Genomic DNA, 23443 nt, shown 5'->3' with positions numbered 1-23443 from the left:
TTAAATTGATGAAACTTCTAAGCTCACTTTTCCTTTTCATTTCTTGTTCATTTTTCTCCCAAACCAAACTTCAAACGCCTTTCGAAAAAGGCAATGGAAACCAAACCACCACTTATGCAGAAATGGTGAAATATTACGATGATTTGGCTCAGAATTTCAAAACGATTTCTGTAGAATCTTTCGGAACTGATGATAACGGCGAATCTATGAAAGTCGTGATTTTTAATCCATCAAAAAATAAAGAAGTTCCCGTAATCCTCATCAATAATGGAATTCATCCCGGAGAACCCGATGGAATCGATGCAACCATGATGTTGATGCGCGATTGTGCAACTGGAAAAATTTCGGTCAAAGATTTAAAAATTGTAGCAATGCAAGCCTACAACATTTCGGGAATGTTGCGCCGCGGAAAATTCAGTAGAGCCAACCAAAACGGTCCCGAAGAATACGGTTTCCGAGGAAACACGAGAAATTATGATTTGAATAGAGATTTCATTAAAAATGATACCGAGAATGCGAAAGCTTTTCAAAGTATTTTTCAACATTTCAAACCAATTTATTTTATTGATAATCATGTTTCCAACGGTGCAGATTATCAATATTTGTTCACCTATATTTCTACCAATAAAGAACGTTTGGGAAAAACTTTGGGCAATTATTTTAATGAAAAAATGCAGCCGGAAATTGTGCAGACTTTAGAAAAAAAAGGAATTCTCACCACGCCTTATGTCAATATTCATGGTGATTCTCCCGATGAAGGTTTCCCTACTTTTATGGATTCTCCGCGTTATGCAACAGGTTACACCACGCTTTTTAATACGATGGGAACGGTTGCCGAAACGCACATGCTGAAACCGTACAGAGATCGCGTTCGTGCTACTTATGAAAACATGTTGATCTCCATTAATTATACCGAAAAAAACGCCAAAGAAATTCAAAAATTAATGGTGGAAAGTTTGAAGGATTATCAACCGAAAATGAAATATCCTATTCAATGGAAAGTGGACAGTACCAATTATCAAATGATCGATTTTAAAGGTTTTGAAGCAGGAAAAAAAACAAGTGAAGTTTCTGGCCAACCAAGACTTTTCTACGACAGAAACAAACCATTTACAAGAAAAGTGAAATTTTATAACCAGTATATTTCCACGAAAGAAATTGCAATTCCAACCTATTATGTGATTCCGAAATCCGAAAAAAAAGTCTTGGATTATTTGAAACGGAATAACATTATGGTGAAAGAAATGAAGCAAGATTCCATCATTTTTTCACAACAATATAAGATTTCAGATTTCAAAACGGTCAAAAATCCTTACGAAGGCCATTACATTCATTATGACACTCAAGTAAAAGCTGAAACCAAAAACGTCAACTTTAGAAAAGGAGATTTTTTAGTTTCTACCCAACAAAATGGGGTGAAATATTTGTTAGAAACTTTGGAGCCAGAAGCAGCTGATTCTTTTTTTAACTGGAATTTCTTCGATGCAACGCTCGGACAAAAAGAATATTACTCCGATTACGTTTTCGAAGATACCGCAGCGGATTTATTGAAAAATAATTCGGTTTTGCGCACCGCATTTGAAATGGAGAAAATTGTGAATCCCGATTTTGCAAAAGACGGAAAAGCACAATTGGATTGGGTGTACAAACATTCACCGTACTACGAAGGAAGTGTTGGTTTATATCCGATTTATAGGGTTTTATAATTGGGTGGTCAAAAATTAAAAAAAACCTTTCAAGTTGAAATTGAAAGGTTTTTTTTACATCAAAAAGGAATGTCCGTTTATTTGGGTAACCCTTTTTTGAACGCATAATTTGCATGTTCGATTGCTTTTTTCTCTTTCCAATCCATGTATTTTTTCTTGAATTTCCCTTTCATGAAATTATCGAAGTTTCTTTGAGCCAAAAGGTTCCACAAAGAGTGCGCTTTGACCGCCCAGGATTTATCCCACGCTCTTTGCGAAATTGAAAAACTGCCGTCTAAATACCTCATATAATGCCACCATCCAGTCGGCATAAATAAAGTGTCGCCGTGTTCCAGAATACACTCAATACCTTCAATCCCGTCTAAAGCAGGGAATTTCTCGAAATCTGGATTTGAAATATCATAATCCTCCAAAGCATAAGTGGCAAAAGGGATTTTATAAAGCCGTTCTTTCCACTTGTAATCGAAAAGCAAAACATGTTTTCTCCCATTGAAGTGGGTATGAAAAATATGAGGCATATCAATATCAAAATGAAGAAAAGTTTCAGAACCTTTTCCACCAAAAAACATCGCGGGATATTTATCTAAGAAACCGCCCATTAATTCTTTTGGAGAAATATAATCTTCTAAAAGTTTCGGCGCCGATTTTATAGGGTCAAAAAGGAATATTCTTAAATCAGTTGGTGAGTTTTTTATCAGATCGATATAATCGGTAAACTTCATTTTTGCTGCAGAAGAATTTATCGGTGCAGAAGGGTCAGCTTTTGATGAATCATAAAGCGGAACTTCTACGTCTCCCACTACTTCTTTCATGTAATCCATCGTCCATTTTTCGTAAGCCGGCCATTTTTTTGCCATGTTTCTAAGGATTACCGGTTTGCGTGGCAGCAAATATTTTTGTCGAAAATCTTCTTTCGAAATGTCTTCTACAACCTCGATAGGTGTTAAATAAAGTCCCATGTTACGTAAATGTTAAGGCACAAAATTAGGTAAAAGTATTTTTAACGGGGAAAAAAATAATAGTTTTTATCAATTCCGATCTGTGTATTTGCGCAGTCATGAATCTTACTTCATTCACGCATCTGTAACAATATTTCTAAATTCAATACTAATTTTAAAAAAGACTTCATGAAACATTTTTCTACTTTGATCCTCACGTGCTTCTTTGTAATTATTTCTCACGCCCAAACTGTGGTGACCGGAAAAATCACCGACGCCGATGGACAGGGAATTCCTAGTGCAAGTGTAACGATTGAAGAACAAGGAAAAGATGCGATTATGGCATTTTCTATTTCCAATTCGAAAGGGGAGTATAAGGTTACTTTTACCTCGCCTGATTCAAATGTAGATTTAAAAATCAAAGCCTTTAATCAAAAACCACTTTTCAAATCGATAAAAAATCAGACGCAGAATCTTAATTTTACGATGGAGTCTGATGCGACTGAGATTAAAGAAGTGAAGTTGAAAACCAAAATGATTACTAAAAAAGGCGATACCATTTCATATGATTTAAAAGCTTTTGAAAGCAAAGCCGACCGAACTTTAGCGGATGTGTTGAAGAAAATTCCGGGCATCGATGTGAATACTGATGGAAGCGTTTTGTACCAAGGTGAACCCATCAATAAATTTTATGTCAACGGAAAAGATTTAATGGAAGGTGGTTACGGAACCATCAATAATTCTTTGCCGAAAGATGCGGTACAAAAAGTAGAAGTGATGGAAAATCATCAACCTGTAAAAATTCTTCAGGATAAAGTTCCTTCCGAAAACGCCGCCATTAATGTAAAACTTAAAAACACCGTAACCATGACCGGTCGCGGAGAAGTGGGAACAGGTTTCGGAGAACCTTGGCTTTGGAATGTAAAATTAACGCCCATGTTTTTCGGACAAAAAAACCAATGGGTCATCAATTATAAAACCAATAATAATGGCGAAACCGTAGAAAAAGAAGGCAACATTCTCTCTTTTGGAAACCGGTTCGAAGGAAGGCGTGGAAATGTTTCCCAAAACTCCTGGCTGAATGTTGAAGAAGCGACCACACCCAATCTCCCCGAGAAAAGATATTTGATGAACAGTGTGCATTATTTTTCTGCAAATCTCCTGACCAATCCTTTCAAAAGTAAAGAGTGGGAACTGAAAGCCAACGCAAGTTATACGAACAATGCAGTATCACGAGAATCATACTCGGAAACGACGAGTTTCCTGAATAACGGCGCACAGTATTTAACGAATATTTTCAATAATTTCTATACCGACAAAGCAAAAGGGGAAGTGATTTTTACGAAAAATGCAAAAAAAGGATTTTTCAAAAACGCAACCACCTTTTCTCAATTCTGGAATGCAGATCGTGCAGAAGTGATGAGAAATGATATTTTTGGAAACAGAAACGGAGCAGAAGCAATAGAATCGCCGACTTCATCTTTTCAAAACTCATTAAGTACCATCATTCCATGGAAAGAAAAGCTGGTAAATCTGATGTCGTATGTGAGTTACCAAAGCGATAAACAAACGCTACAGATTTCGCCATCTTCTTATTTAAAATTTAATGATTTGACCAATCCCGGAAATTTTCTTTTTGAAAATACCGATGCTGTTGCGCAAAATCTCAGCATTAAATCTTTAGAAATTAACCATTCTGCAAGCGTTGGATTTTCTCTGAAAAAATGGACTTTCACGCCAGAAGTTGGATTCAATTTTCTTACCGATCAGCTGAACAGTCAATTTTCTACCATCGATGCCGGAATCACTTCACCTTATGGCAGAGATTACGAAAACAATCTAAAATTTACCAACGCGGTTCCTTACGCTTCTTTGGGAATTAATTACAAAGGAGAGGCGTGGTTGCTGTATTCTCAGGTGCCTATTAATTTCAATAATATCAAAGCAGATGATGCGGATAGAAATGTTGCGAAAAAAATAAATAAACTCACCTTCGAACCTTCATTTTTTACACAATATTCTTTTGCCTCTTTTTGGAAATTGAGCGCAAGTGCAAACCTTAATTACAGTTTTGGAGATACGAAAGACAGCTACGCAGGATTTATTTTTACCTCGCCCACTGCTCCCTCGGCAATGTCAGCAAATAACCCGATTCCGGAAACACGCTCTAAATCTGTAGGTTCACGTCTAGAATACAGAAATCCACTGAACAACCTGTTTTTCAATGTGAGTTATCGCTACAGCAAGACCAATAGAAACATCATCGGAAACGCGATCAATAATGGAGCTGGTTTTATTTTAACCAACTTTATCGAGAAGGATAACCAAAGCAATTCGAACACAATGGGTGCCGAAATCGGTAAATATTTTCCTTCTTTTAAAACCAACGCTTCTTTAAATTTCAACAATTCCATTTCAGAATCAGACGCTTTAACCACCGATCAGAACAATGTGGAGTATTTCTTTTTGAATAAAGTGAATTCGCAAAATGCTGGATTCAAGTTTAACAACACTTTTTTCTCTTGGATGAGTGTTGATTATAATCTGTCCTTTAACTGGAGTCACCAAATCAGTAAACTGAATGATTCCCGAAACTCAGGTTTCAACCATAATTTAAGCACCTATTTTTATCCATTGGCAAATCATACCATCGGTTTTACTTGGGATCAGATCAATTCCGGTAATAATTTATCAACGTACCGCAATGCTTTCTACGATTTGTCTTACCAATACACGTGGTCCAAAAAGAAAATCGATTTCGAATTAAAATGGGTAAATATTGCAGACCGAAAAGTATTTGAACGTTTTGCAATCAATGCAACTTCTACTGATTTTACAAAAATGCAGTTGCGCCCAAGTCAAGTGATGTTTACGGTAAAGTTTAATTTTAAATAAGCGAACTTCCCCTTAAAATAAATTCCTGATCAGTTTTGGTCAGGAATTTTTGATTAATTTTTAAAACTCAGATTCATCCGCACTCGGTCCATAACTTCCCGGAACCGGAATTTCATTTAACCGATAGTAAACTCCTAATTGTGCTCGATGATGCGTAATCTGGTTCAATGCATGTCTCATCGCGCTGTATTTGGTGTATTCTGCAAGAATTTTTTCTCCCATATTCATCGACCATTTTCCGCTCAGATCTTCCTCAGTTGTGTGGTCGAAAGTTTCTTTCGTTTTTGCGTAATCTTCTTCGAGTTTCTTTTGTAGTTCCTCTTTTGTAGCCAGAATTGTTGGTTGGTAATCACCGGCTGCAAAATCTAATTTTTCGGTTTTCATTACAATTTCTGGCCAGCCGAAAATTTCGATGACATGGGTTGCAAGTGGCATCAGTTTCATGCTTTTTTCATGCGGTGCATACTCATTTTTTCCCTCGGGAAAAACCGCTAAAAATTTTTTTGTTGTTTGGTATTCGTCCTCAAATTCTTTTTTTAGGTGGGCTAAACTTTCCATATAATTTTGTTTTATTAAAGATAAGAAGGTAGAATTGATTTTTAATAGAAATAAGTAAAAAAATAATTCAAATTATTCTTGAAATTTGTAACAATTATTTTAATTCCATTACTAATTAGAAAATATTTAAAATGAAAAAGATTTTCACCCTCTTATTGTTCTCAGCGTTCATGGGTCTAAATGCACAGGAAACCGCGAACAGGTTTTTTTATGAATTAACATTTAAGCCCAAAAAAGATTCTGCAAAACTCGATAAAGTAATGATGATTCTCGACATTACGAAGGACAAATCGATTTACCGCGATTATACTTTGGTTGCACAGGATTCTATTTTGAAGATTCAGGTGGATCAAATGCAGAAAGCCGGCGTTTTCAAAGACCTCTCGAAAAGCATTACAATGCCGAAATTTTCAGAAAAGGTTTATAAATTTTATCCAGGCATGAAACTTCAGTATGTAGAAAGAATTTCCAGCGGATTTACTCCCATGAATATTGGCTACAACGACGATACCAAATTTGATTGGAAAATTTCTAACGAAAAAGCAAAGATCGGAACCTACAATACCCAAAAAGCCACTACAGAATTTGGCGGCAGAAAATGGAACGCTTGGTTTACTTCAGATATTCCTTTGCAGGATGGTCCTTACAAATTTAACGGACTTCCAGGTTTAATCGTGAAAGTAGAGGATGAAGCTAAAAATTACTCATGGGAACTAAAAGGAAATAAAAAAGTACCCAATTTCAACGAAACAACTTATATCGAAACCATTTCTCCAGGAGGAAGCGGCGGAAAAGTTCAGGAAGTGAGTCGGGAGAAATTCGATAAAACATTCACCGAATTCAAAAAAGATCCTTTTGCCTCCACAAGACCATTACTAAAACCTGAAATGCTTGCTCAAAAAATGCCTGGAAGTGATACGACCATTGGCGATATGGTAAAGCAACAGGAGAAAATGCTCAAAGATTTCTTTAGTGCAAATAACAATCCTATCGAAATTCCGGCAACTCCTGCCAAAGTCAAAAAATAATATTCCTCTCTTATTTTATAATTGTTAAAACCTTGATTCAGCTTTGTTTCAGGGTTTTTTATGAAATTAATCATTTTGCGAGAAATCCTTATTTAGATTAGATTTAAATAACTTATCTTTGCCTAACAAATTTTAAAGAATTGAAGAGCGACATATCTAATAAATTATGCTGTTACCCGAAAGACAAACCGGGAAAAATAGTGGGTTATGAAAACGATGACCTCCGAATGCCTAGTAAAATTATCGAAATGGGACTTTTGCCAGAAACAGCTTTCAAAATTCTTTACCAAGCTCCCTTCAAAGGACCTCTTTATATCGAATTTGGCGACGAAAAAAGCAGAATCGCACTTCGTGAAGAAGAAGCTCGCTTTATTATTGTTGCTCAGCTCACCTAGAAATTTTCTAATCATTCGTAATGGATTAATGAAGAAAAATGCCAGAAACTTCTATCAATAAACAGATTCTTCTTGTCGGAAACCCCAATGTGGGAAAATCTACGGTTTTTAATTTGTTGTGCAACAAAAAGCAAAAAACCGGTAATTACGCGGGAGTTACCGTTGCAAGTTACTCCGGAACCTACGATTACAAAGGCGAATCTATTGAAGTGGTCGATTTACCAGGATCATACAGCGTTTATCCCACTTCTGAGGATGAAGCGATTTTTTCTAAATTTTTAATTGATGAGCAACAGAATTATTCTGGGGTAGTTTATATCCTAGAAGCATTGAGCATCAAAAGAGGATTGCTTCTTTTTCAGCAGATTCAGGATTTAGGAATTCCGATTTTATTGGTCGTTAATCAAATCGATCAAGCCGAAAGAAGAGGAATCAACATTAATCTCGAAGAACTTTCCAAGGAATTAAAAGTCACTGTTTTAAAGTCGAATGCGAAACAAAACCAGGGAATTGAAGAACTTCGGGAAGAAATTTTTAAAAATAAATTTACAAAATCCGAAACCGTTTCTTTCGAAATCCCTTTAGAACAAAAAGGCTTGGTTTTTAAAATTTTGTCAGAAACAAAAGAAGAAAACCAGTATAAAATCTGGACTTTGCTGTCCTCCGAAACGTATATCGGGAAGTTGGAAACGGTAAAAGAGCAGATGAACGATGATCAGGTGAAGTGTCTTGTTCCCAAAAGATTACAAACACAGGAAACCATTCGACGTTACCAAAATATCGATAAAATAATTTCTAAAGTTTTATCGAAAAAAATACAGTTTAAAGAACTTTTGACCGAGAAATTAGACAAAGTTCTCGTGCATCAGTTTTGGGGATATATCATTTTCGGCGCCATTTTATTGTTTATTTTCCAAAGTGTATTCTTTTTGGCAGAATATCCGATGAACTGGATTTCCGATTTTTTCCTTTTGTTATCAACCGCAGCAAACACTTATCTACCAGAAGGACCCATCAATTCTTTAGTTGCCAATGGAATTATTCCCGGCTTAGGTGGAATTATGGTTTTTGCGCCCCAAATCGGAATATTGCTTTACTTTCTTTATTTGCTGGAAGATTCCGGATACATGTCGAGAGTAATTTTTTTAATGGACCGTTTTTTAAAACCTTTTGGCCTCAATGGAAAAAGCATCGTCCCTTTAGTTTCTGGAACAGCTTGTGCGATTCCGGCAATTATGTCCACCAGAAATATAGAAAACGTCAAAGAAAGATTGATTACAATTCTTGTAACACCTTTTATGACGTGTTCTGCGCGACTTCCAGTTTACAGCATTATTATTGGTCTGGTTATTCCCAATAAGTTTTTCGTGGGCATCAGTTACAAAGCATTGGCTTTGATGGCGATGTATTTTGTAGGATTTTTCACTGCTTTAATTGCCTCATTGATCCTCAAAAAAATTATTAAAAGCAAAGGCGCTTCGTTTTTGGTGATGGATTTGCCTTCGTACAAAATGCCGCTTTTCGGATATGATTTCAAAATCGTTCTCGGAAAAGTATGGGAATTTGTAACCGGCGCTGGGAAAATTATTTTCTTATTCAGTATTGTAATTTGGTTTTTCAGTTACATCGGTCCCAAACAAAATGATCAAGAATTTGTTGCAACCAATGTGAAATTAGACCATTCTTACCTTGCAAAAATGGGAAAATCGATAGAACCTGCAATTGCGCCTTTAGGTTACGATTGGAAAATGGGCGTTGGAATTTTAACAAGTTTTGTAGCGAGAGAAGTTTTTGTGGGAACGATGTCAACACTTTATAGTTTAGACGATCAAGCGCCTGAAGGAAAAATTATCGATAAAATGCGGAATGATGTAAAACCAAATGGCGAAAAAGTTTTCAGTTTTGCAACCGGAATCTCTATCTTGTTTTTTTACGCTTTTGCCATGCAATGTGTTTCAACTTTGGCCGTCGTTTATAAAGAAACCAAGTCCTGGAAATGGACAATAGCACAGCTTTTTGGCATGTCGGGATTGGCTTATATTACCTCTTTAATCATCTATCAAATATTAAAATAATGGGGAATTCTCTGATGATTCAGTATTTTATTATTGCAGTAATTGTTCTGTTTGCGGGGTATTCTCTACTTAAAATCATCGCTAGAAATTTCTCTTCCAAAAAACCAAAGAAAGGAGAATTTGGTTGCGATCGAGAATGTGGACATTGACCAACAACTTTTTAATGTTTTAGCAAGTTGAATTTTCTTAGATCAAACATTATGAATTCTTTAACCATCCAATACATTTTCATTGTACTCGTCTTTATTTTTGCAGGATATTTTCTTTATAAAATCATTCGCAAAAATCTTTCTTTGAAAAAATTTAAGAAAAATGATTCGAGTTGTGATAAGGATTGCGGATGTTCTTGAGGCTACTTATAGAAACCGCTCGCTGAATCTGTTTTTTGAAAACAGAAATCTGTTGTAATTTCCGTATTTTTGCAAAACCAACTTATTTAATAAAAATATTTTATGTCTTTAATTAAAAGTATCTCTGGAATTCGCGGAACAATCGGTGGGAAAGCCGATGAAAATCTAACGCCACTCGATGTGGTGAAATTTGCTTCCGCTTTTGGAACCTGGCTTCAGAACAATAAAAATAAAAAAGATTTGACACTTGTTGTCGGTCGCGACGCCAGAATTTCAGGTTTGATGGTTAATTCTTTGGTGACTGCAACTTTGCAAGGTTTAGGAATTCATGTCGTTGATCTCGGACTTTCTACAACTCCAACCGTAGAAATAATGGTGCCGGAACTTAAAGCAGATGGTGGAATTATTCTCACCGCTTCCCACAATCCAAAACAGTGGAATGCGTTGAAATTATTGAACGAAAAAGGTGAATTTATTACCGGTGAAAATGGCGCAGAAGTTTTGGCTTTAGCAGAAAGTGAAGATTTCGATTACGCTGAAGTTGATGAATTAGGAAAATATGAAACCCGAGACGATGCTTTCGATATTCATATTCAACAGATCCTGGATTTGCCAATGGTAGATGCAGAAGCCATTAAAGCGAAAAAATTTAAAGTCGTTGTGGATGCCGTGAATTCTACAGGTGGAATTGCAATTCCGCAGTTACTAGAACAATTAGGTTGTGAAGTAGTGAAATTATATTGCGAACCCAATGGACATTTTCCTCACAATCCAGAGCCTTTGAAGGAGCATTTGGGAGATATTTGCGAACTTATGAAAACCGAGAAAGCAGATGTTGGAATCGTAGTTGATCCCGATGTGGATCGATTGGCTTTAGTTGATGAAAACGGAGAACTTTTCGGCGAAGAATATACGTTGGTTGCCGTTGCAGATTATCTGTTGAAAAATAAAAAAGGAGTTGCCGTTTCTAACCTTTCTTCGAGTCGTGCATTGCGTGATGTAGCGAAGAGCCATGGTTCAGAATATTTTGCGAGTGCAGTTGGCGAAGTGAATGTGGTAACTTTAATGAAAGAAAAAAACGCCGTAATTGGTGGCGAAGGAAATGGCGGAATTATTTATCCAGATCTTCATTATGGCCGTGATTCTTTAGTTGGTGTAGCTTTATTTTTGACGCATTTAGCAAAAGAAAACAAAACCGTTTCTGAACTTCGCGCAACGTATCCAAGTTATTTTATGGGTAAGAAAAAAATTGAACTTACTCCGGATATCGATGTGGATTCACTTTTAACTAAAATGCAAAAAGAGTATCAAAATGAAGAGGTTTCCACTGTTGATGGCGTGAAAATTGATTTTGAAAAGAACTGGGTTCACCTAAGAAAATCGAATACAGAACCGATTATCAGAATTTATACCGAAGCTTTTTCACAGGAAGAAGCTGATCATTTGGGAGATCAGATGATCGAGAAAATAAAAAGTTTGATTTAATTCAGATTTTTATTAATTTTAGTCAAGTTTAATTAAAATAGTTTTTTACGAAGTCTGTAAGATAATTTCATACTTTGTAAAGAAGATTGAGAAAATATATTGGAAGAATTTTTTGAGAATGAACTCGTAACAAAGTTCGAAGAAATGATAGAAAATAGTGAGGAACTCTACTTCGACACCGAAGAATATGAGGACATCATTATTTATTATCTCGAAATGGGCGACATCTCTTTTGCGGAGACTGCAGTAAGATATGCCCTGAATCTTCACCCAGACTCCCTGGAAATAAAAATTAAGAAATTCGAAGTTCTCTTAGAGCTCGAAAACTATACGCTTGCAAAAGAACTTATGGATGAATTGAAAGAATCATCCATGGAAAGTACCGATTTTTTGGTATGTTGTGCAAAATACTACTCCAATCTTGGGAATCCGAGAAGAGCCATCGAATATTGCGAAGCTGCTTTGAAATTGGAGGAAGAAGAAAATTTTCTGCATAATTTCATGGCCGATGAATATGTGAATTTGGAAGATCCATTTACCGCTTTGAAACATTATCAGCTTGCTTTAAGTATTGAGCATAACGATGATTATGCGCTAGAAAATATAATGGTTTGTTATAATTCGCTGCACAGAGGCGAAGATGCTATTGATTTTCTAAACGATTATCTCGATAAATTTTCCTTCTCCGAAACGGGATGGTTAGAGTATGGACAGTTTTATTTCAACCGCAAAAATTATGAAGAAGCCATCAAAGGTTTTGATTATCTTTTGGCAATCAATTCGCAATCTGTAGGAGTTTATGCCAATAAAGCTGCGTGTTATGAAGCGATGGGAGAGTGGTTGAAAGCAGTAGAAGTGTACGAAGAAATGCTCGCTTTAGAATACACCAAGTCTTTTACATTCTACAAAATTGGTTTGTGTTACAAAGAAAACAAACAGCCCGTTTTGGCGCTGAATGCCTTTCAGAAATCGCTGCGAGATGATCCTCAGTTTTATCTTTCGATGATAGAGCAATCTTATATTTATGAGGAAATGGGGAGCGTAAAAGAAGCGATTCATTTTACCAAGGAAGCGGTTTTACTCAACAATATTAACTTGGAGTATCATAAAAGATTGGCTTTTCTCTATATCGCTTCTGGTAATATTGAAGAAAGTGTAGCATGTATAAAAATGGTGGTCGATTTCGAACCTTCAAGATTCTACAATTGGTATGCGTATTCAGAAGTTTTAATGGTGACTGGTGATTACGAAGGTGCGGTTGAAGCTTTAAAAAAAGCAACAAAAATGCACAACCGCGCAGAATTATTCTATCAGTTAAGCAACTGTTATTTTCATCTGAACAATCAAAAAGACGGTCGAAAAGCTCTTGCAGTTGCTTTAGAACTCGATCCAAACCTGTTGGAAGGAATGAAGCAAAAATATCCTTTCATCAAAGAAGAGGCTGAAAAAGTAAAAACGAAAAAGAAATAAAAGGATAAACCAATCTTGATTAGGACGCATCTCTTTGGGTGCGTTCTTTTTTTATAATCGCTGCAATAAGCGATTAAATTTTGATGATTTCCTTACTAATAATCAACAAAAAAGCCTTGTCAAGTAAAATGACAAGGCTTCTTTTGTAGAAGTTTATTTTTTATTTTGCGCTCGTTTTCTCTTTTGAAGGAGTTGTTCCTTCTAGAGCATCTTTTGCTTCATTAAGTTTCAAGAGTACGGTTTCGCCTTCAACCAATTGTTTATTAACCAACATTTCTGCCAGTAAATCCTCAATATATTTCTGGATCGCACGTTTCAGAGGTCGTGCTCCGAAATCTTTGTCCCAACCTTTTTCACCGATGAATTCTTTGGCCTCATCTGTCATTTCTACTTTGAAATTGAGCTTTTCTAATCTTTTGTATAATTTCGCCAATTCCAAATCGATAATTTTCGAGATCGAATCTTTTTCTAAATTATTAAAGATGACGATATCATCAATTCTATTTAAGAATTCTGGCGCAAAAGCTTTTTTCAGCGCATTTTCAATCGTAGTTCTTGCTCGTGCATCGGTATTGGTTTTTTTCGCAATTGTTCCAAAACCAACGCCATCGCCGAAATCTTTTAAATCTCGCGTACCAATATTGGAAGTTAAGATAATGATGGTATTTCTAAAATCTATTTTTCTTCCTAATGAATCGGTGACAAAACCTTCGTCTAAAATTTGCAATAAAATATTGAAAACATCTGGATGTGCCTTTTCAATTTCATCTAAAAGTACTACCGCATAAGGTTTTCTACGAACAGCTTCTGTCAACTGACCTCCTTCTTCATACCCAACATATCCTGGAGGCGCACCTACTAATCGCGAGATTGCAAATTTTTCCATGTATTCACTCATGTCGATTCTGATCAAGGCATCGTCGGAATCGAACAATTCTCTCGCCATCACTTTCGCCAGTTCGGTTTTCCCGACACCGGTTGTTCCCAAGAAAATGAAGGTACCGATCGGTCGGTTCGGATCTTTCAAGCCGGCTCTGTTTCTTTGAATGGCTTTCACCACTTTTTTCACCGCATCTTCCTGTCCGATTACTTTTCCGTTCAGCATTGCGTCCATTTGTGCGAGTTTATCGAGCTCATTTTTCCCCACTTTGGTAACTGGGATTCCGCTCATCATCGATACTACTTCTGCTACACTTTCTTCGGAGACTTCTTCTTTCTTCTCTTTTACATTTTTATCCCAAATTTCTTGTGCGAGATTCAGTTCGATCTGCAATCTTTCTTCTTCATCTTTCAGTTTTCGTGCCTCGAGATAATCTTGCGCTTTAACTGCTTTTTGTTTGGCTTCTTTAATTTCTTCGATGTTTTTTTCGTACTCGATGATTTCACTCGGAACTTTCATGTTCTTAATGTACACTCTAGATCCCGCTTCATCCATCGCATCAATCGCTTTATCGGGCAAAAATCGGTCAGTAATATACCGCGACGTCAAGTTTACGCAAGCCAAGATCGCTTCTTGGGTGTAAGTTACGTTGTGGTGATCTTCATATTTGTCTTTAATTTGATTTAAAATCTGCACCGTTTCTTCCACGGAAGTCGGTTCTACCATGACCTTTTGGAAACGTCTTTCCAACGCTCCATCTTTCTCAATATACTGTCTGTATTCGTCTAAAGTTGTAGCACCAATACATTGAATTTCACCTCTTGCTAAAGCTGGTTTAAACATATTGGAAGCATCTAAACTTCCGGTAGAACTTCCAGCGCCTACAATCGTGTGCAACTCGTCGATGAATAAGATAACATCGCGGCTTTTTTCCAGTTCGGTCATGATTGCCTTCATTCTTTCCTCGAATTGTCCGCGGTATTTTGTTCCGGCAACCAAACTTGCTAAATCTAAAGTGATCACTCGTTTTCCGAAAAGAACGCGCGATACTTTTTTCTGTTGAATTCTTAGCGCCAAACCTTCAGCAATTGCCGATTTACCAACTCCCGGTTCACCGATTAGAAGAGGATTGTTCTTTTTTCTTCTTGATAAAATTTGGGAAACCCGCTCGATTTCTTTTTCGCGGCCAATTACAGGATCCAGCTTCCCATCTCGTGCAAGTGAAGTTAGATCACGTCCGAAATTATCCAAAGTTGGTGTTTTGCTTTTCCCTGTGCCGAGATTTCCCGTGGGTTTGCGCATTTGTCCGAATTCTTCTCTTTCCTCATCGTCATCATAAGCACTCATCTTCGGGTTTTGCCCAGAGTTTTTTAGAATCGTTAGGTATGATTTGCTTACGCTTTCATAATCAATATCATACGAGCTTAAAATGTTGGTGGTAGGATCTTCTGATTTATACAAAATTCCCAACAACAGATGTACGGTATTAATTTCAGTACTTTTGTACTGTCTGCATTCAAGTTCAGACCGTTTTATGGCTTGATCTGCCATTTTGGTAAATGAGATTTTTTCACTTTCTACGGCGAAAGGGTTTAAACTGGTTACAGCTAAGGTTTCGATTTTTCTTTTTATTTGAGTTAAATCTGCTCCCAGAGTATTCAAGATTTCTTTTGCGGAACTTTCTGATTTTATAATACCCAAAAGAAAATGCTCGGTATTCAGAAATTCACTTTGCAGACGTCTTGCTTCATTTTTGCTGTGTTTGAAAACTTGATCCAAACCATTTGAAAATTTATGGTCCATATATTTTGTTTCTTAAATTAAAAATCTATAATGATAATATCAAAGTTACAAATACTTTACCAAAAATAATAAATGACTTTATGGCAGATAAAAATTTGAGTATCTCGTTCAAAATGATTACGTTTGTTTCCCAAAAAAATTACTATGAGTCCTGAAATCACAGACTTTGTCGGTTATGGCGCGTCCTTCTTTGTAGTGTTGAGTTTTGTAATGAAAGACATTAAATCATTGAGAATTGTAAACCTAATTGGGTGTATTTTATTTGTTCTTTATGGTATTTTCAGTGATTATCTGTGGCCAATTATTATTCCAAATGGCGTTTTATGCTTTATTCAAATTTACAATTTGGTGAAAAAGAAGTAAATTTAGGAAATGAAAATTTTAGTAAGTGTATTCAATAATTTAGGTACAGACCAACGCGTAGAAAAAGTTTGCCAAACATTATCTGAAAACGGTTACGAAATAGAACTTCTCGGAAATAATTGGGCCGGTTTACCTCCACTGGAAAGGAATTACCCATTTTCCCGAATAATTTTAAAATCTAAAATTCTTCGCTTCGCTTATGTAGAATTTCAGAGAAAGCTTTATCAGGAATTACTTAAAAAAGCCGATAAAAATACGATTCTGCTTTCCAATGATCTCGATACGCTTTTGCCAAACTATTTAATTTCGAAAAAATTAAATATTCCTCTTGTTTATGACAGCCATGAAATTTTCACCGAAATGCCTGCAATCAACGGAAGGTTTACACAAAAAATTTGGCGTCGCCTAGAACAATGGATCGTTCCTAAACTGAAATATGTGATGACGGCAAGTGAGAGTTATGCCGATTGGTTTCACGAAACCTACCGTATTGAAAGACCCGTCGCAGTACAAAACTTCCCACGAAAAACGGTAAATCCACAAGACTACACAGAATCAAATTCAAAAAAAATTATTCTTTATCAAGGCGTTATAAATCCTTCCAGAGGTTTAGATAAAATGATTCCTGCCATGAAATTTATTGAAAATGCAGAATTTTGGATTGCAGGAGATGGCCCTAGAAAAGAAGAATATTTTCGTTTAACTGAAAGTTTAGGTTTAGCACATAAAATAAAATTTTTAGGAAAATTACCTCCCGAGAAATTAAGAGCGATTACGCCGAAAGCCGATGTAGGTTTAAGCATCGAAGAAAATAACGGACTGAGTTATTTTTATTCCATGCCAAATAAAATCTCAGATTATATTCAATGTCGAGTTCCTGTTGTGGTATCCGATTTCCCCGAAATGCGAAAGGTAGTCGACGTTTTTGAATCTGGAGAAAAAATTGCAGATTATTCTGAACTCGCCGATAAAGTAAACAAAGTGCTGCAGAACGGAAAACTTTTTTATAAAGATTCTTTAAACAATGCTGCAACATGCCTTTGCTGGGAAAAAGAAGAGCCAAAAATACTCGCTCTCTTTCACAAGATCCCTTCATAAATCCTAAGATCGAATTTCTTACCTTTGTACAAAGATTTTTTACTATGACCCTCAAAGAAAAACAGCAGGAAATCGTGCAAGACTTTGCCTTTCTTGAAGATTGGGAACAGAAATACGAATACATTATCGACTTAGGAAAAGAATTGGAAGGTCTTTCGCCAGAAAAAAAGACCGATGCAAACCTGATCAAAGGTTGCCAATCAAAAGTTTGGATCGATGCTGATTTTAAAGACGGCATCTTGTATTTTAATGCAGATTCCGACGGTATTTTGCCGAAAGGAATTATTTCTCTTTTGGTTTCTATTTATAGCGGTCATTCTACCCAGGAAATTCTAGATTCTGATTTTGATTTTATTTCACAGATTGGTTTACAAGAATTTTTATCCCCGTCTAGAGCAAATGGTTTAATGGCAATGACCAAACAGATTAAGTTTTACGCCGTAGCATTTCAGCTAAAAAAATGATCCGTATTTTAGCATATCGTTTTTCTGCCTTTGGTGATGTTGCAATGACTGCACCGGTTTTTCGGGAGGTTCTGGAACAAAATCCTGACTTGGAAATAATTTTGGTCTCCAGAAATAACTTTCGGGATCTCTTTGAAGGCATACCCAATCTTATTTTCAAAGGAATCGACATCGATGATTATAAAGGTTTTTTCGGCATGAGAAAACTCTCCAATGAACTTATAAAAGAATTTAATCCGGATTTTATTGGGGATCTGCATAATGTGATTCGTACCAAAATTTTAGATACCATTTTTAAAAAAAGAGGATTTAAGATTTCGGTTTTAGACAAAGGAAAAGAAGAAAAAGAACAGCTCACCGATATCTGGAAACTAGACAAGAATCCACTTCAACCTACCACAGAAAGATATGCCGATGTATTTCGAGAACTGGGATTTCCAGTTACGCTTTCTCATCAATATAGACCAAAAAGTACAATAAAATCAGGAATAGGTTTTGCGCCTTTTGCGCAGCACCGCGGGAAAATGTTGCCTTTGGAAAAATCTTTTGAGGTGGCAAAACTACTTTCAAAAAAGCACCAAATATTTTTCTTCGGTGGTGGAAAATCCGAAGTTAATACGCTCAATGAATGGGTAAACCAAATTCCCAATACCGAAAATTTTGCAGGAAAACTTACTTTGAAAGAAGAGCTGCAAAAAATTTCAGAACTAGAAACCATGATTTCTATGGATTCTGCCAATATGCATTTAGCGAGTTTGGTAGGAACACGTTGCGTTTCAGTGTGGGGATCAACGCATCATTTTGCGGGATTTTTGGGATATGGACAAAGTATCGATGATATCGTACAAGTGAAAGATCTTACTTGCAGACCTTGCTCCGTTTTTGGTGACAAAGAATGTTATCGTGGCGATTGGGCATGTCTTGAAGAAATTGATATACAAAGTATTATTGACAAAATTTAGAATATAAAAAATCCGTTCATAAAATAATGAACGGATTTTTATTGGTTTCTATTGGTGCCGATTACATAAATTTATTTCCATTTTTCAGGGCTTTCAAATCATGTACATATTCTTTCAGCAGTTGATCATTATCTCGTGGGCAAATCAAAAGTGCTTTGTCGGTATCCACAATAATGTAGTTTTCCAAACCGTCAATAACTACTGCTTTATTTTGGTTTTTCAGTTTGATTAAATTTCCTTTGGCGTTATAAGTTACTGTATGTTTAGATTTTCCGGCATTGTCATTGGTATCTTTTTCTGCATTTTCATAGATAGAATTCCAAGTTCCTAAATCGCTCCAACCTAAATCGGCAGGAATTACATAAACATTTTTCGCTTTCTCTAAAATTCCGTTATCGATCGAAATTTTGTTGACTTGCGGATAAATAAGATCGATACAACGCTCTTCATCTGCAGAATTATAATCGCAACTTTCAAAATTTTGCGACATTTCTGGCAAATATTTCTCAAAAGCAGAAAGAATCGATTTCACATTCCAAATAAAGATTCCTGCATTCCACAGAAAATCACCACTTTCCAGGAAAGTTTTTGCAATCTCTAAATCCGGTTTTTCGGTAAATGTTTTTACCTTAAAATATTCAGAATTCTTTTTTTCAACAAATTGAATGTATCCATAACCTGTATCAGGACGGGTTGGCTGGATTCCTAAAGTAATGAGGTAATCATGTTTTTCCGCTAAATTAAAAGCGAGTTCAGTTTTCTTTAAAAAGATATTTTCCTTCAAAATCAAATGATCTGCCGGAAGAACAATCATATTCGCCTCGTTGTTTTTTGCGGCGATTTTTTTGGCCATATAAATATTGCATGCCGCTGTATTCTTCATCATCGGTTCGCCCACAATATTTTCAGAATTCACTTCAGGCAACTGTTCTGCAGTAAGTGCAATGTATTCTTTATTGGTGATGACATAGATATTCTCTACCGGGACAATTTTTCGAATCCTATCGAAGGTTTGCTGAATCATCGTTCTTCCAGTTCCTAAAATATCTTGAAATTGCTTAGGATATTTTTGAGTGCTCATCGGCCAGAATCTGCTTCCAATTCCTCCTGCCATGATCACGCAGTAATTATTTGATTTTGACATTATTAACTTAATTTTTCGACTCTAGCCAAAGGTTTGAATAAGTATTTTTTGGCCGTGTCTAGATTTAGACAAAGATAGTTTTTTTTTCGTTTTTCCTCAATGATATAAGTGTTTTTCCGATACACAAATTTTTCTCCTAATGATAAATCTTCAATGTAATTACTTTCATCTTCATAATTTTCAATATGGAAATACCGCACCAAATCCGGACTTGCCATAAAGTTCGCTTTCGGGGATTTTGCAAATCTTAATATTATTTGTTTTAAATCATCTGGATAAATGGAGATGCTTTCCAAAAGCATAATGCGAAAAGTATTTTTCCATTCCGCTCCGTGTGCAGAAATTCTTCCACCGAAATTTTCGAACGCCAAGAGATGCGCCAATTCATGTGTTAAAACAAAAAAGAAAAGCGGCGGTTGAAGGGTAGAATTAATGGTGATTTGATGCGACTTATCGGGCATTTTTCGGTAATCTCCTAATTTTGAATTTCTGCCTTTCGTAATTTTAATATGAATAGAATGATCGCCGAACCAGGTTTTAAGATAAGGAAGGGTATTTTCTGGCAAATATTTTTCTAACAGCGAAATCGACATTCTTTATTCCAATTCTTGTAATTATTCGTAAACAGATTTATAAAGACAGCGGAATTCCTGCGTAGAAATTGAGCAGTTTCATACTGAAAAGGTAGTTGTATTTTGCTTGCGCTACAGCTCCTCGTGCGTTTGCGTAATTGTTTCGGGCACTGTTCATGTCGTAAACTGTTGTGCGACCTGCCTCAAAACTTTTTTCTGCAAAATCCAAGGCAAGTTTTGAACTTTTTTCGGTTTCCATTGCTGCAAGATAATTTTCATAGTTCGCTTCTGCATCAAACTGGGATTTCTGCACATTTTGCAAAACTTGCTGTCTCTGTTGCAGTAAAGTATTTCGGGCAATATCTTCGTTTATTTTAGATTGTTGCACCTGAATTTTTGTAATGCCTTTATTAAAAATGGGAATGTTTGCAGACAGTCCTACTTGTTGTCCGAAATTATCTTTGTATTGTTTAAAGAAACCGTTCTGTATAATTTTATTTCCGTTGAGGTCTCTTCCTGCATCGAACAAAGTAAAATAGGAACTTGAAATTCCTGCATTCGCGGTAATTGTAGGCCAAAAAGCAGTACGCGCAACTTCAGTTTGTGCTTCGGAAGATTTTATTCTGCTTTCTGCCGCTTTTATTTGAGGCTGATTTTCGTAGGCTTTGCTGATAATATTTTCAGCAGAAAAAAGCGGTGCGTCTAACTTATTTTCTAGTGGAACCTCCTGAACATCAAAGTTTTTATAGTCAGGAAGTTGCAATAGCATTGCTAAAGCAAACAAACTTCTGTCTGTATTGATTTCGGCAGTTTTTACATTTTGTTTTTCTCGAGCCAATGCCGCGCTTGCTTCTGCTAAAACGGTTTGTGCGGTTGTACCAACTTCGGTGGTTATTTTCGCTCTTTTGTAGAGTTTATCGGCGTTTTCGAGTGCGCTTTGGGAAATTTTAGTAATTTCTCTATTCAGTAAGACCGATAAATATTGTTGCGCAATCTGAAGGGAAATATCGTTTTTTATTTTTTCTACATCAAATTTAGTGGCTTCAACATCAAACTGTATTTTACGTATGTTTTTCTCTAAACTCCCATTGTTATAAAGTAAAATATTCGCACCAACATTGGCATTGTTATTAAAATTGTCATTCCTGCTCGTATTTCCAAAAATGTCTCTTCCCTGTCCAAAAGAGGCATTGTTATTGACACTTGCAGATACAGAAGGAAGATATTGGCGTTTTGCGATTTGTAAAGACTGATCCTGAATTTTGGTGTTTAATTCATTTTGCAAAATTTGCAAATTATTTTCGACCGCGTAATTCACGCACTCCTGAAGCGACCATTTCTTCTGAGAAAATGCAAGAACTGAAAAAAGGCTCAGCAAAAAAAAGGCAGATTTCTTCATGATTAAATTTAATGAATAAGACGTTTAATTGATCAGAATGTTACAAATCCTCCCTTAATTATTTTTTTAGGAATCGATGATTCCGAATTTTTTCATCAAGTAAATCGCGTTCATGCTTTTTGTGACTCCATTTTGAAGTTGATAATTGGTCACCAATTCGCCATCGATGTTTTGGAGTTCAAAACAATAATTTTTGATTTTTGAAGGAAATTGGTCTTCTATTTTTGTTAAATCCAAATCGTGTGTTGCTATGAGACAAGAGAAAAGGGTGTTGCTTTTCATTAATTTTTCCAGAAATAATTCGGAACCAGTCAATTTATCCTGAGAATTAGTGCCTTTCAGAATCTCATCTAAAATAATGAATTGAGGTTCACCTTTTTCTAAATTTTCTACTAATTTCCGAAGACGGAGAATTTCTGCGTTAAAATAAGAAGTTCCGTCGCTAAGAGAATCGCTCGTTCGCATCGATGTGAAAATTTTCATCGGAATAAAACTGAATTTTTGCGCTGCAACAGGACATCCCACCATTGCCAAAACCAAATTTATTCCCACCGTACGCAGAAACGTAGATTTCCCGGTCATATTTGCGCCCGTAATAATTGAAATTTCTGTGTTTTGCGCTATTTCGAAATTATTAGAAACTACTTCCGTTTGAAACAATAAAGGATGAATGAGAGCTTCTGTTTTAAATTTATCGCCATCTTCATTAATTTCTGGCAAAATATAATTTGGGTTTTTGAATGTAAAAATTCCCAAAGAAATTAGAGCCTCAAATTCTGCAAAAGCTTCAAACCAATGCGGTAAATCCTCATCGATGGCGTGAAATTGATTTTCAATTTTAAGCGTAAAATTAAGATTCCATAAAAAGAAATTATTCAGAATTACGCCAATATTACTTTGTCCGCTTTCATAATTCCGAAGCAAGCGAGCCAGTTTTTCAATTTCTTTTCGGGAAGATTTGCTCTTTCCCGATCTGAGTTTATTTTGAAGAGATTGATTTAATTCTTCGGTAAAGTTTTCTTTTTCAATATGGGAAAAAACATTCAAAAACTGCTCATACTGATTTGAATTAAAAGAGAGTTTTTCATTTAATTCCTGCATTTTATCGCGATAAACAAACAGAATAATTCTGGAAATTATTAAAATCCCAGTAAACATCAATCCGATAAATGCTCCAGATATCGAGGAAAATAGAGCTAAAACCAAAGTCAAAATAGTTAAAACAGGAACTGCAATGGTCGCTATTTTTGCTAAAAGTGCATCTTTAAAAACTAAATTCGATTTTTTTGGATGACTAATTTTTCCTTGAATATCCATCGATTTCGCTAAAGTCAGAAAGTGGATATTCCAAGCTGTTTTTTCAGACAATTCTGTTACCGAATTTTGACGCAGAATAATTTCCTCTTTTTTGATATTCAAATCTAAAAGAATGTTTTTGAGTTTCCCTTTACCTAAAGCTGTTTCACCGTAATTAAGGGAACTGAAGAGGGAATTTTTCCCCAGAATATCCAAATCTTTTGCAAAAGGATGCTGATCAATATTTTCCTCAAAATCAAGACCGGTTTCGAATTCTGTTTTGTGGATGATTTCCTCTCCAATGTGAAGATAATTTTGATAAAACAGCAATTCATCCTTTACATTGGAAAGGAAAAATCCTAAAATCAAAAAGAGAAGGGTGAAGAAAATTCCCAAATACAAATGACTTTGCAAACCACTTTCACCGATGAAATATTTCAGAAAAAAATAGACAATAGAAAGGAATACAGCAACGCGGATCCAACCTAAAATGGTTAGCTTTTTCTTTAATTTTTGTAAGGCTTCCTTTTTTTTAGAAAGGAGTTCATGCAATTCTTCCATT

General features: G+C 35.8%; 18 protein-coding genes. 11 read left to right on the top strand and 7 right to left on the bottom strand.

Annotation, left to right across the window (positions count from 1 at the left end; genetic code table 11):
* The first annotated feature begins 8 nt into the window (after positions 1-8).
* Positions 9-1706, top strand: a complete 1698-nt coding sequence (locus BW932_RS06995) for a M14 family metallopeptidase (RefSeq protein WP_076386767.1) — start codon at positions 9-11, stop codon at positions 1704-1706.
* A gap of 77 nt (positions 1707-1783) precedes the next feature.
* On the opposite strand, the gene BW932_RS06990 is transcribed toward BW932_RS06995, so the two are convergent.
* The gene (locus tag BW932_RS06990) at positions 1784-2665 is read right to left on the bottom strand and encodes a cupin-like domain-containing protein (protein ID WP_076386766.1); all 882 of its coding nucleotides are present in this window, start codon (positions 2663-2665) and stop codon (positions 1784-1786) included.
* Between the two features lie 168 nt (positions 2666-2833).
* Here BW932_RS06990 and BW932_RS06985 point away from each other — a divergent pair, with 168 nt between their 5' ends.
* Complete coding sequence (locus tag BW932_RS06985; RefSeq protein ID WP_076386765.1) at positions 2834-5539, top strand: Plug and carboxypeptidase regulatory-like domain-containing protein; 2706 nt, start codon at positions 2834-2836, stop codon at positions 5537-5539.
* 60 nt (positions 5540-5599) lie between these two features.
* Here BW932_RS06985 and BW932_RS06980 read toward each other — a convergent pair whose 3' ends face one another.
* Positions 5600-6097: a DinB family protein gene (locus BW932_RS06980; RefSeq protein ID WP_076386764.1), complete on the bottom strand. Its 498-nt coding sequence runs from the start codon at positions 6095-6097 to the stop codon at positions 5600-5602.
* A 131-nt stretch (positions 6098-6228) separates the two neighbouring features.
* On the opposite strand from BW932_RS06980, the gene BW932_RS06975 reads away from it, so the two are divergent.
* The 5 genes from BW932_RS06975 (at position 6229) to BW932_RS06955 (ending at position 12900) form a co-directional block, all read left to right on the top strand.
* Positions 6229-7125: a GLPGLI family protein gene (locus BW932_RS06975; RefSeq protein ID WP_076386763.1), complete on the top strand. Its 897-nt coding sequence runs from the start codon at positions 6229-6231 to the stop codon at positions 7123-7125.
* Between the two features lie 140 nt (positions 7126-7265).
* Complete coding sequence (locus BW932_RS06970) at positions 7266-7520, top strand: FeoA family protein (protein WP_076386762.1); 255 nt, start codon at positions 7266-7268, stop codon at positions 7518-7520.
* Between the two features lie 38 nt (positions 7521-7558).
* Positions 7559-9595 (top strand): ferrous iron transport protein B, encoded by a 2037-nt coding sequence (gene feoB, locus BW932_RS06965; protein WP_076386761.1) that lies wholly within the window; start codon positions 7559-7561, stop codon positions 9593-9595.
* 452 nt (positions 9596-10047) lie between these two features.
* Complete coding sequence (gene glmM / locus BW932_RS06960) at positions 10048-11430, top strand: phosphoglucosamine mutase (RefSeq protein WP_076386760.1); 1383 nt, start codon at positions 10048-10050, stop codon at positions 11428-11430.
* Between the two features lie 99 nt (positions 11431-11529).
* Entirely contained in the window at positions 11530-12900 is a 1371-nt protein-coding gene (locus BW932_RS06955; protein WP_076386759.1) for a tetratricopeptide repeat protein, read from the top strand.
* Between the two features lie 160 nt (positions 12901-13060).
* Here BW932_RS06955 and BW932_RS06950 read toward each other — a convergent pair whose 3' ends face one another.
* Positions 13061-15583 (bottom strand): ATP-dependent Clp protease ATP-binding subunit, encoded by a 2523-nt coding sequence (locus BW932_RS06950; RefSeq protein WP_076386758.1) that lies wholly within the window; start codon positions 15581-15583, stop codon positions 13061-13063.
* Between the two features lie 144 nt (positions 15584-15727).
* Here BW932_RS06950 and BW932_RS06945 point away from each other — a divergent pair, with 144 nt between their 5' ends.
* Genes BW932_RS06945 through BW932_RS06930 form a run of 4 tightly spaced genes read left to right on the top strand, consistent with a single transcriptional unit; the run spans position 15728 to position 18470 of the window.
* The gene (locus BW932_RS06945; RefSeq protein WP_076386757.1) at positions 15728-15946 is read left to right on the top strand and encodes a uroporphyrinogen decarboxylase; all 219 of its coding nucleotides are present in this window, start codon (positions 15728-15730) and stop codon (positions 15944-15946) included.
* Positions 15947-15955: 9 nt separating this feature from the next.
* Positions 15956-17044 (top strand): glycosyltransferase family 4 protein, encoded by a 1089-nt coding sequence (locus BW932_RS06940; RefSeq protein WP_076386756.1) that lies wholly within the window; start codon positions 15956-15958, stop codon positions 17042-17044.
* A gap of 44 nt (positions 17045-17088) precedes the next feature.
* Entirely contained in the window at positions 17089-17508 is a 420-nt protein-coding gene (locus BW932_RS06935) for a SufE family protein (protein WP_076386755.1), read from the top strand.
* The gene (locus BW932_RS06930) at positions 17505-18470 is read left to right on the top strand and encodes a glycosyltransferase family 9 protein (protein WP_185113912.1); all 966 of its coding nucleotides are present in this window, start codon (positions 17505-17507) and stop codon (positions 18468-18470) included. The genes BW932_RS06935 and BW932_RS06930 overlap by 4 nt, the downstream gene beginning before the upstream one ends.
* A 61-nt stretch (positions 18471-18531) precedes the next feature.
* Here BW932_RS06930 and BW932_RS06925 read toward each other — a convergent pair whose 3' ends face one another.
* The 4 genes from BW932_RS06925 to BW932_RS06910 all read right to left on the bottom strand — a co-directional run bounded on the left by BW932_RS06925 (position 18532) and on the right by BW932_RS06910 (position 23442).
* Positions 18532-19614, bottom strand: a complete 1083-nt coding sequence (locus tag BW932_RS06925; RefSeq protein WP_245820680.1) for a mannose-1-phosphate guanylyltransferase — start codon at positions 19612-19614, stop codon at positions 18532-18534.
* Positions 19615-19616: 2 nt separating this feature from the next.
* Entirely contained in the window at positions 19617-20207 is a 591-nt protein-coding gene (locus BW932_RS06920) for a SprT-like domain-containing protein (protein WP_076386754.1), read from the bottom strand.
* A gap of 37 nt (positions 20208-20244) precedes the next feature.
* Positions 20245-21585 carry a TolC family protein gene (locus BW932_RS06915; protein WP_076386753.1) on the bottom strand — a complete coding sequence of 447 codons (1341 nt, stop codon included), beginning with the start codon at positions 21583-21585 and terminating at the stop codon, positions 20245-20247.
* A gap of 66 nt (positions 21586-21651) precedes the next feature.
* Entirely contained in the window at positions 21652-23442 is a 1791-nt protein-coding gene (locus BW932_RS06910) for a MutS-related protein (protein ID WP_076386752.1), read from the bottom strand.
* Between the last annotated feature and the right edge of the window lies 1 nt (position 23443).

The sequence above is a fragment of the Kaistella chaponensis genome, from assembly GCF_900156725.1.
Lineage (GTDB): Bacteria > Bacteroidota > Bacteroidia > Flavobacteriales > Weeksellaceae > Kaistella > Kaistella chaponensis.
The sequence above is the reverse complement of the archived record's forward strand: the minus strand, read 5'-3'. Positions and strand labels throughout refer to the sequence as shown.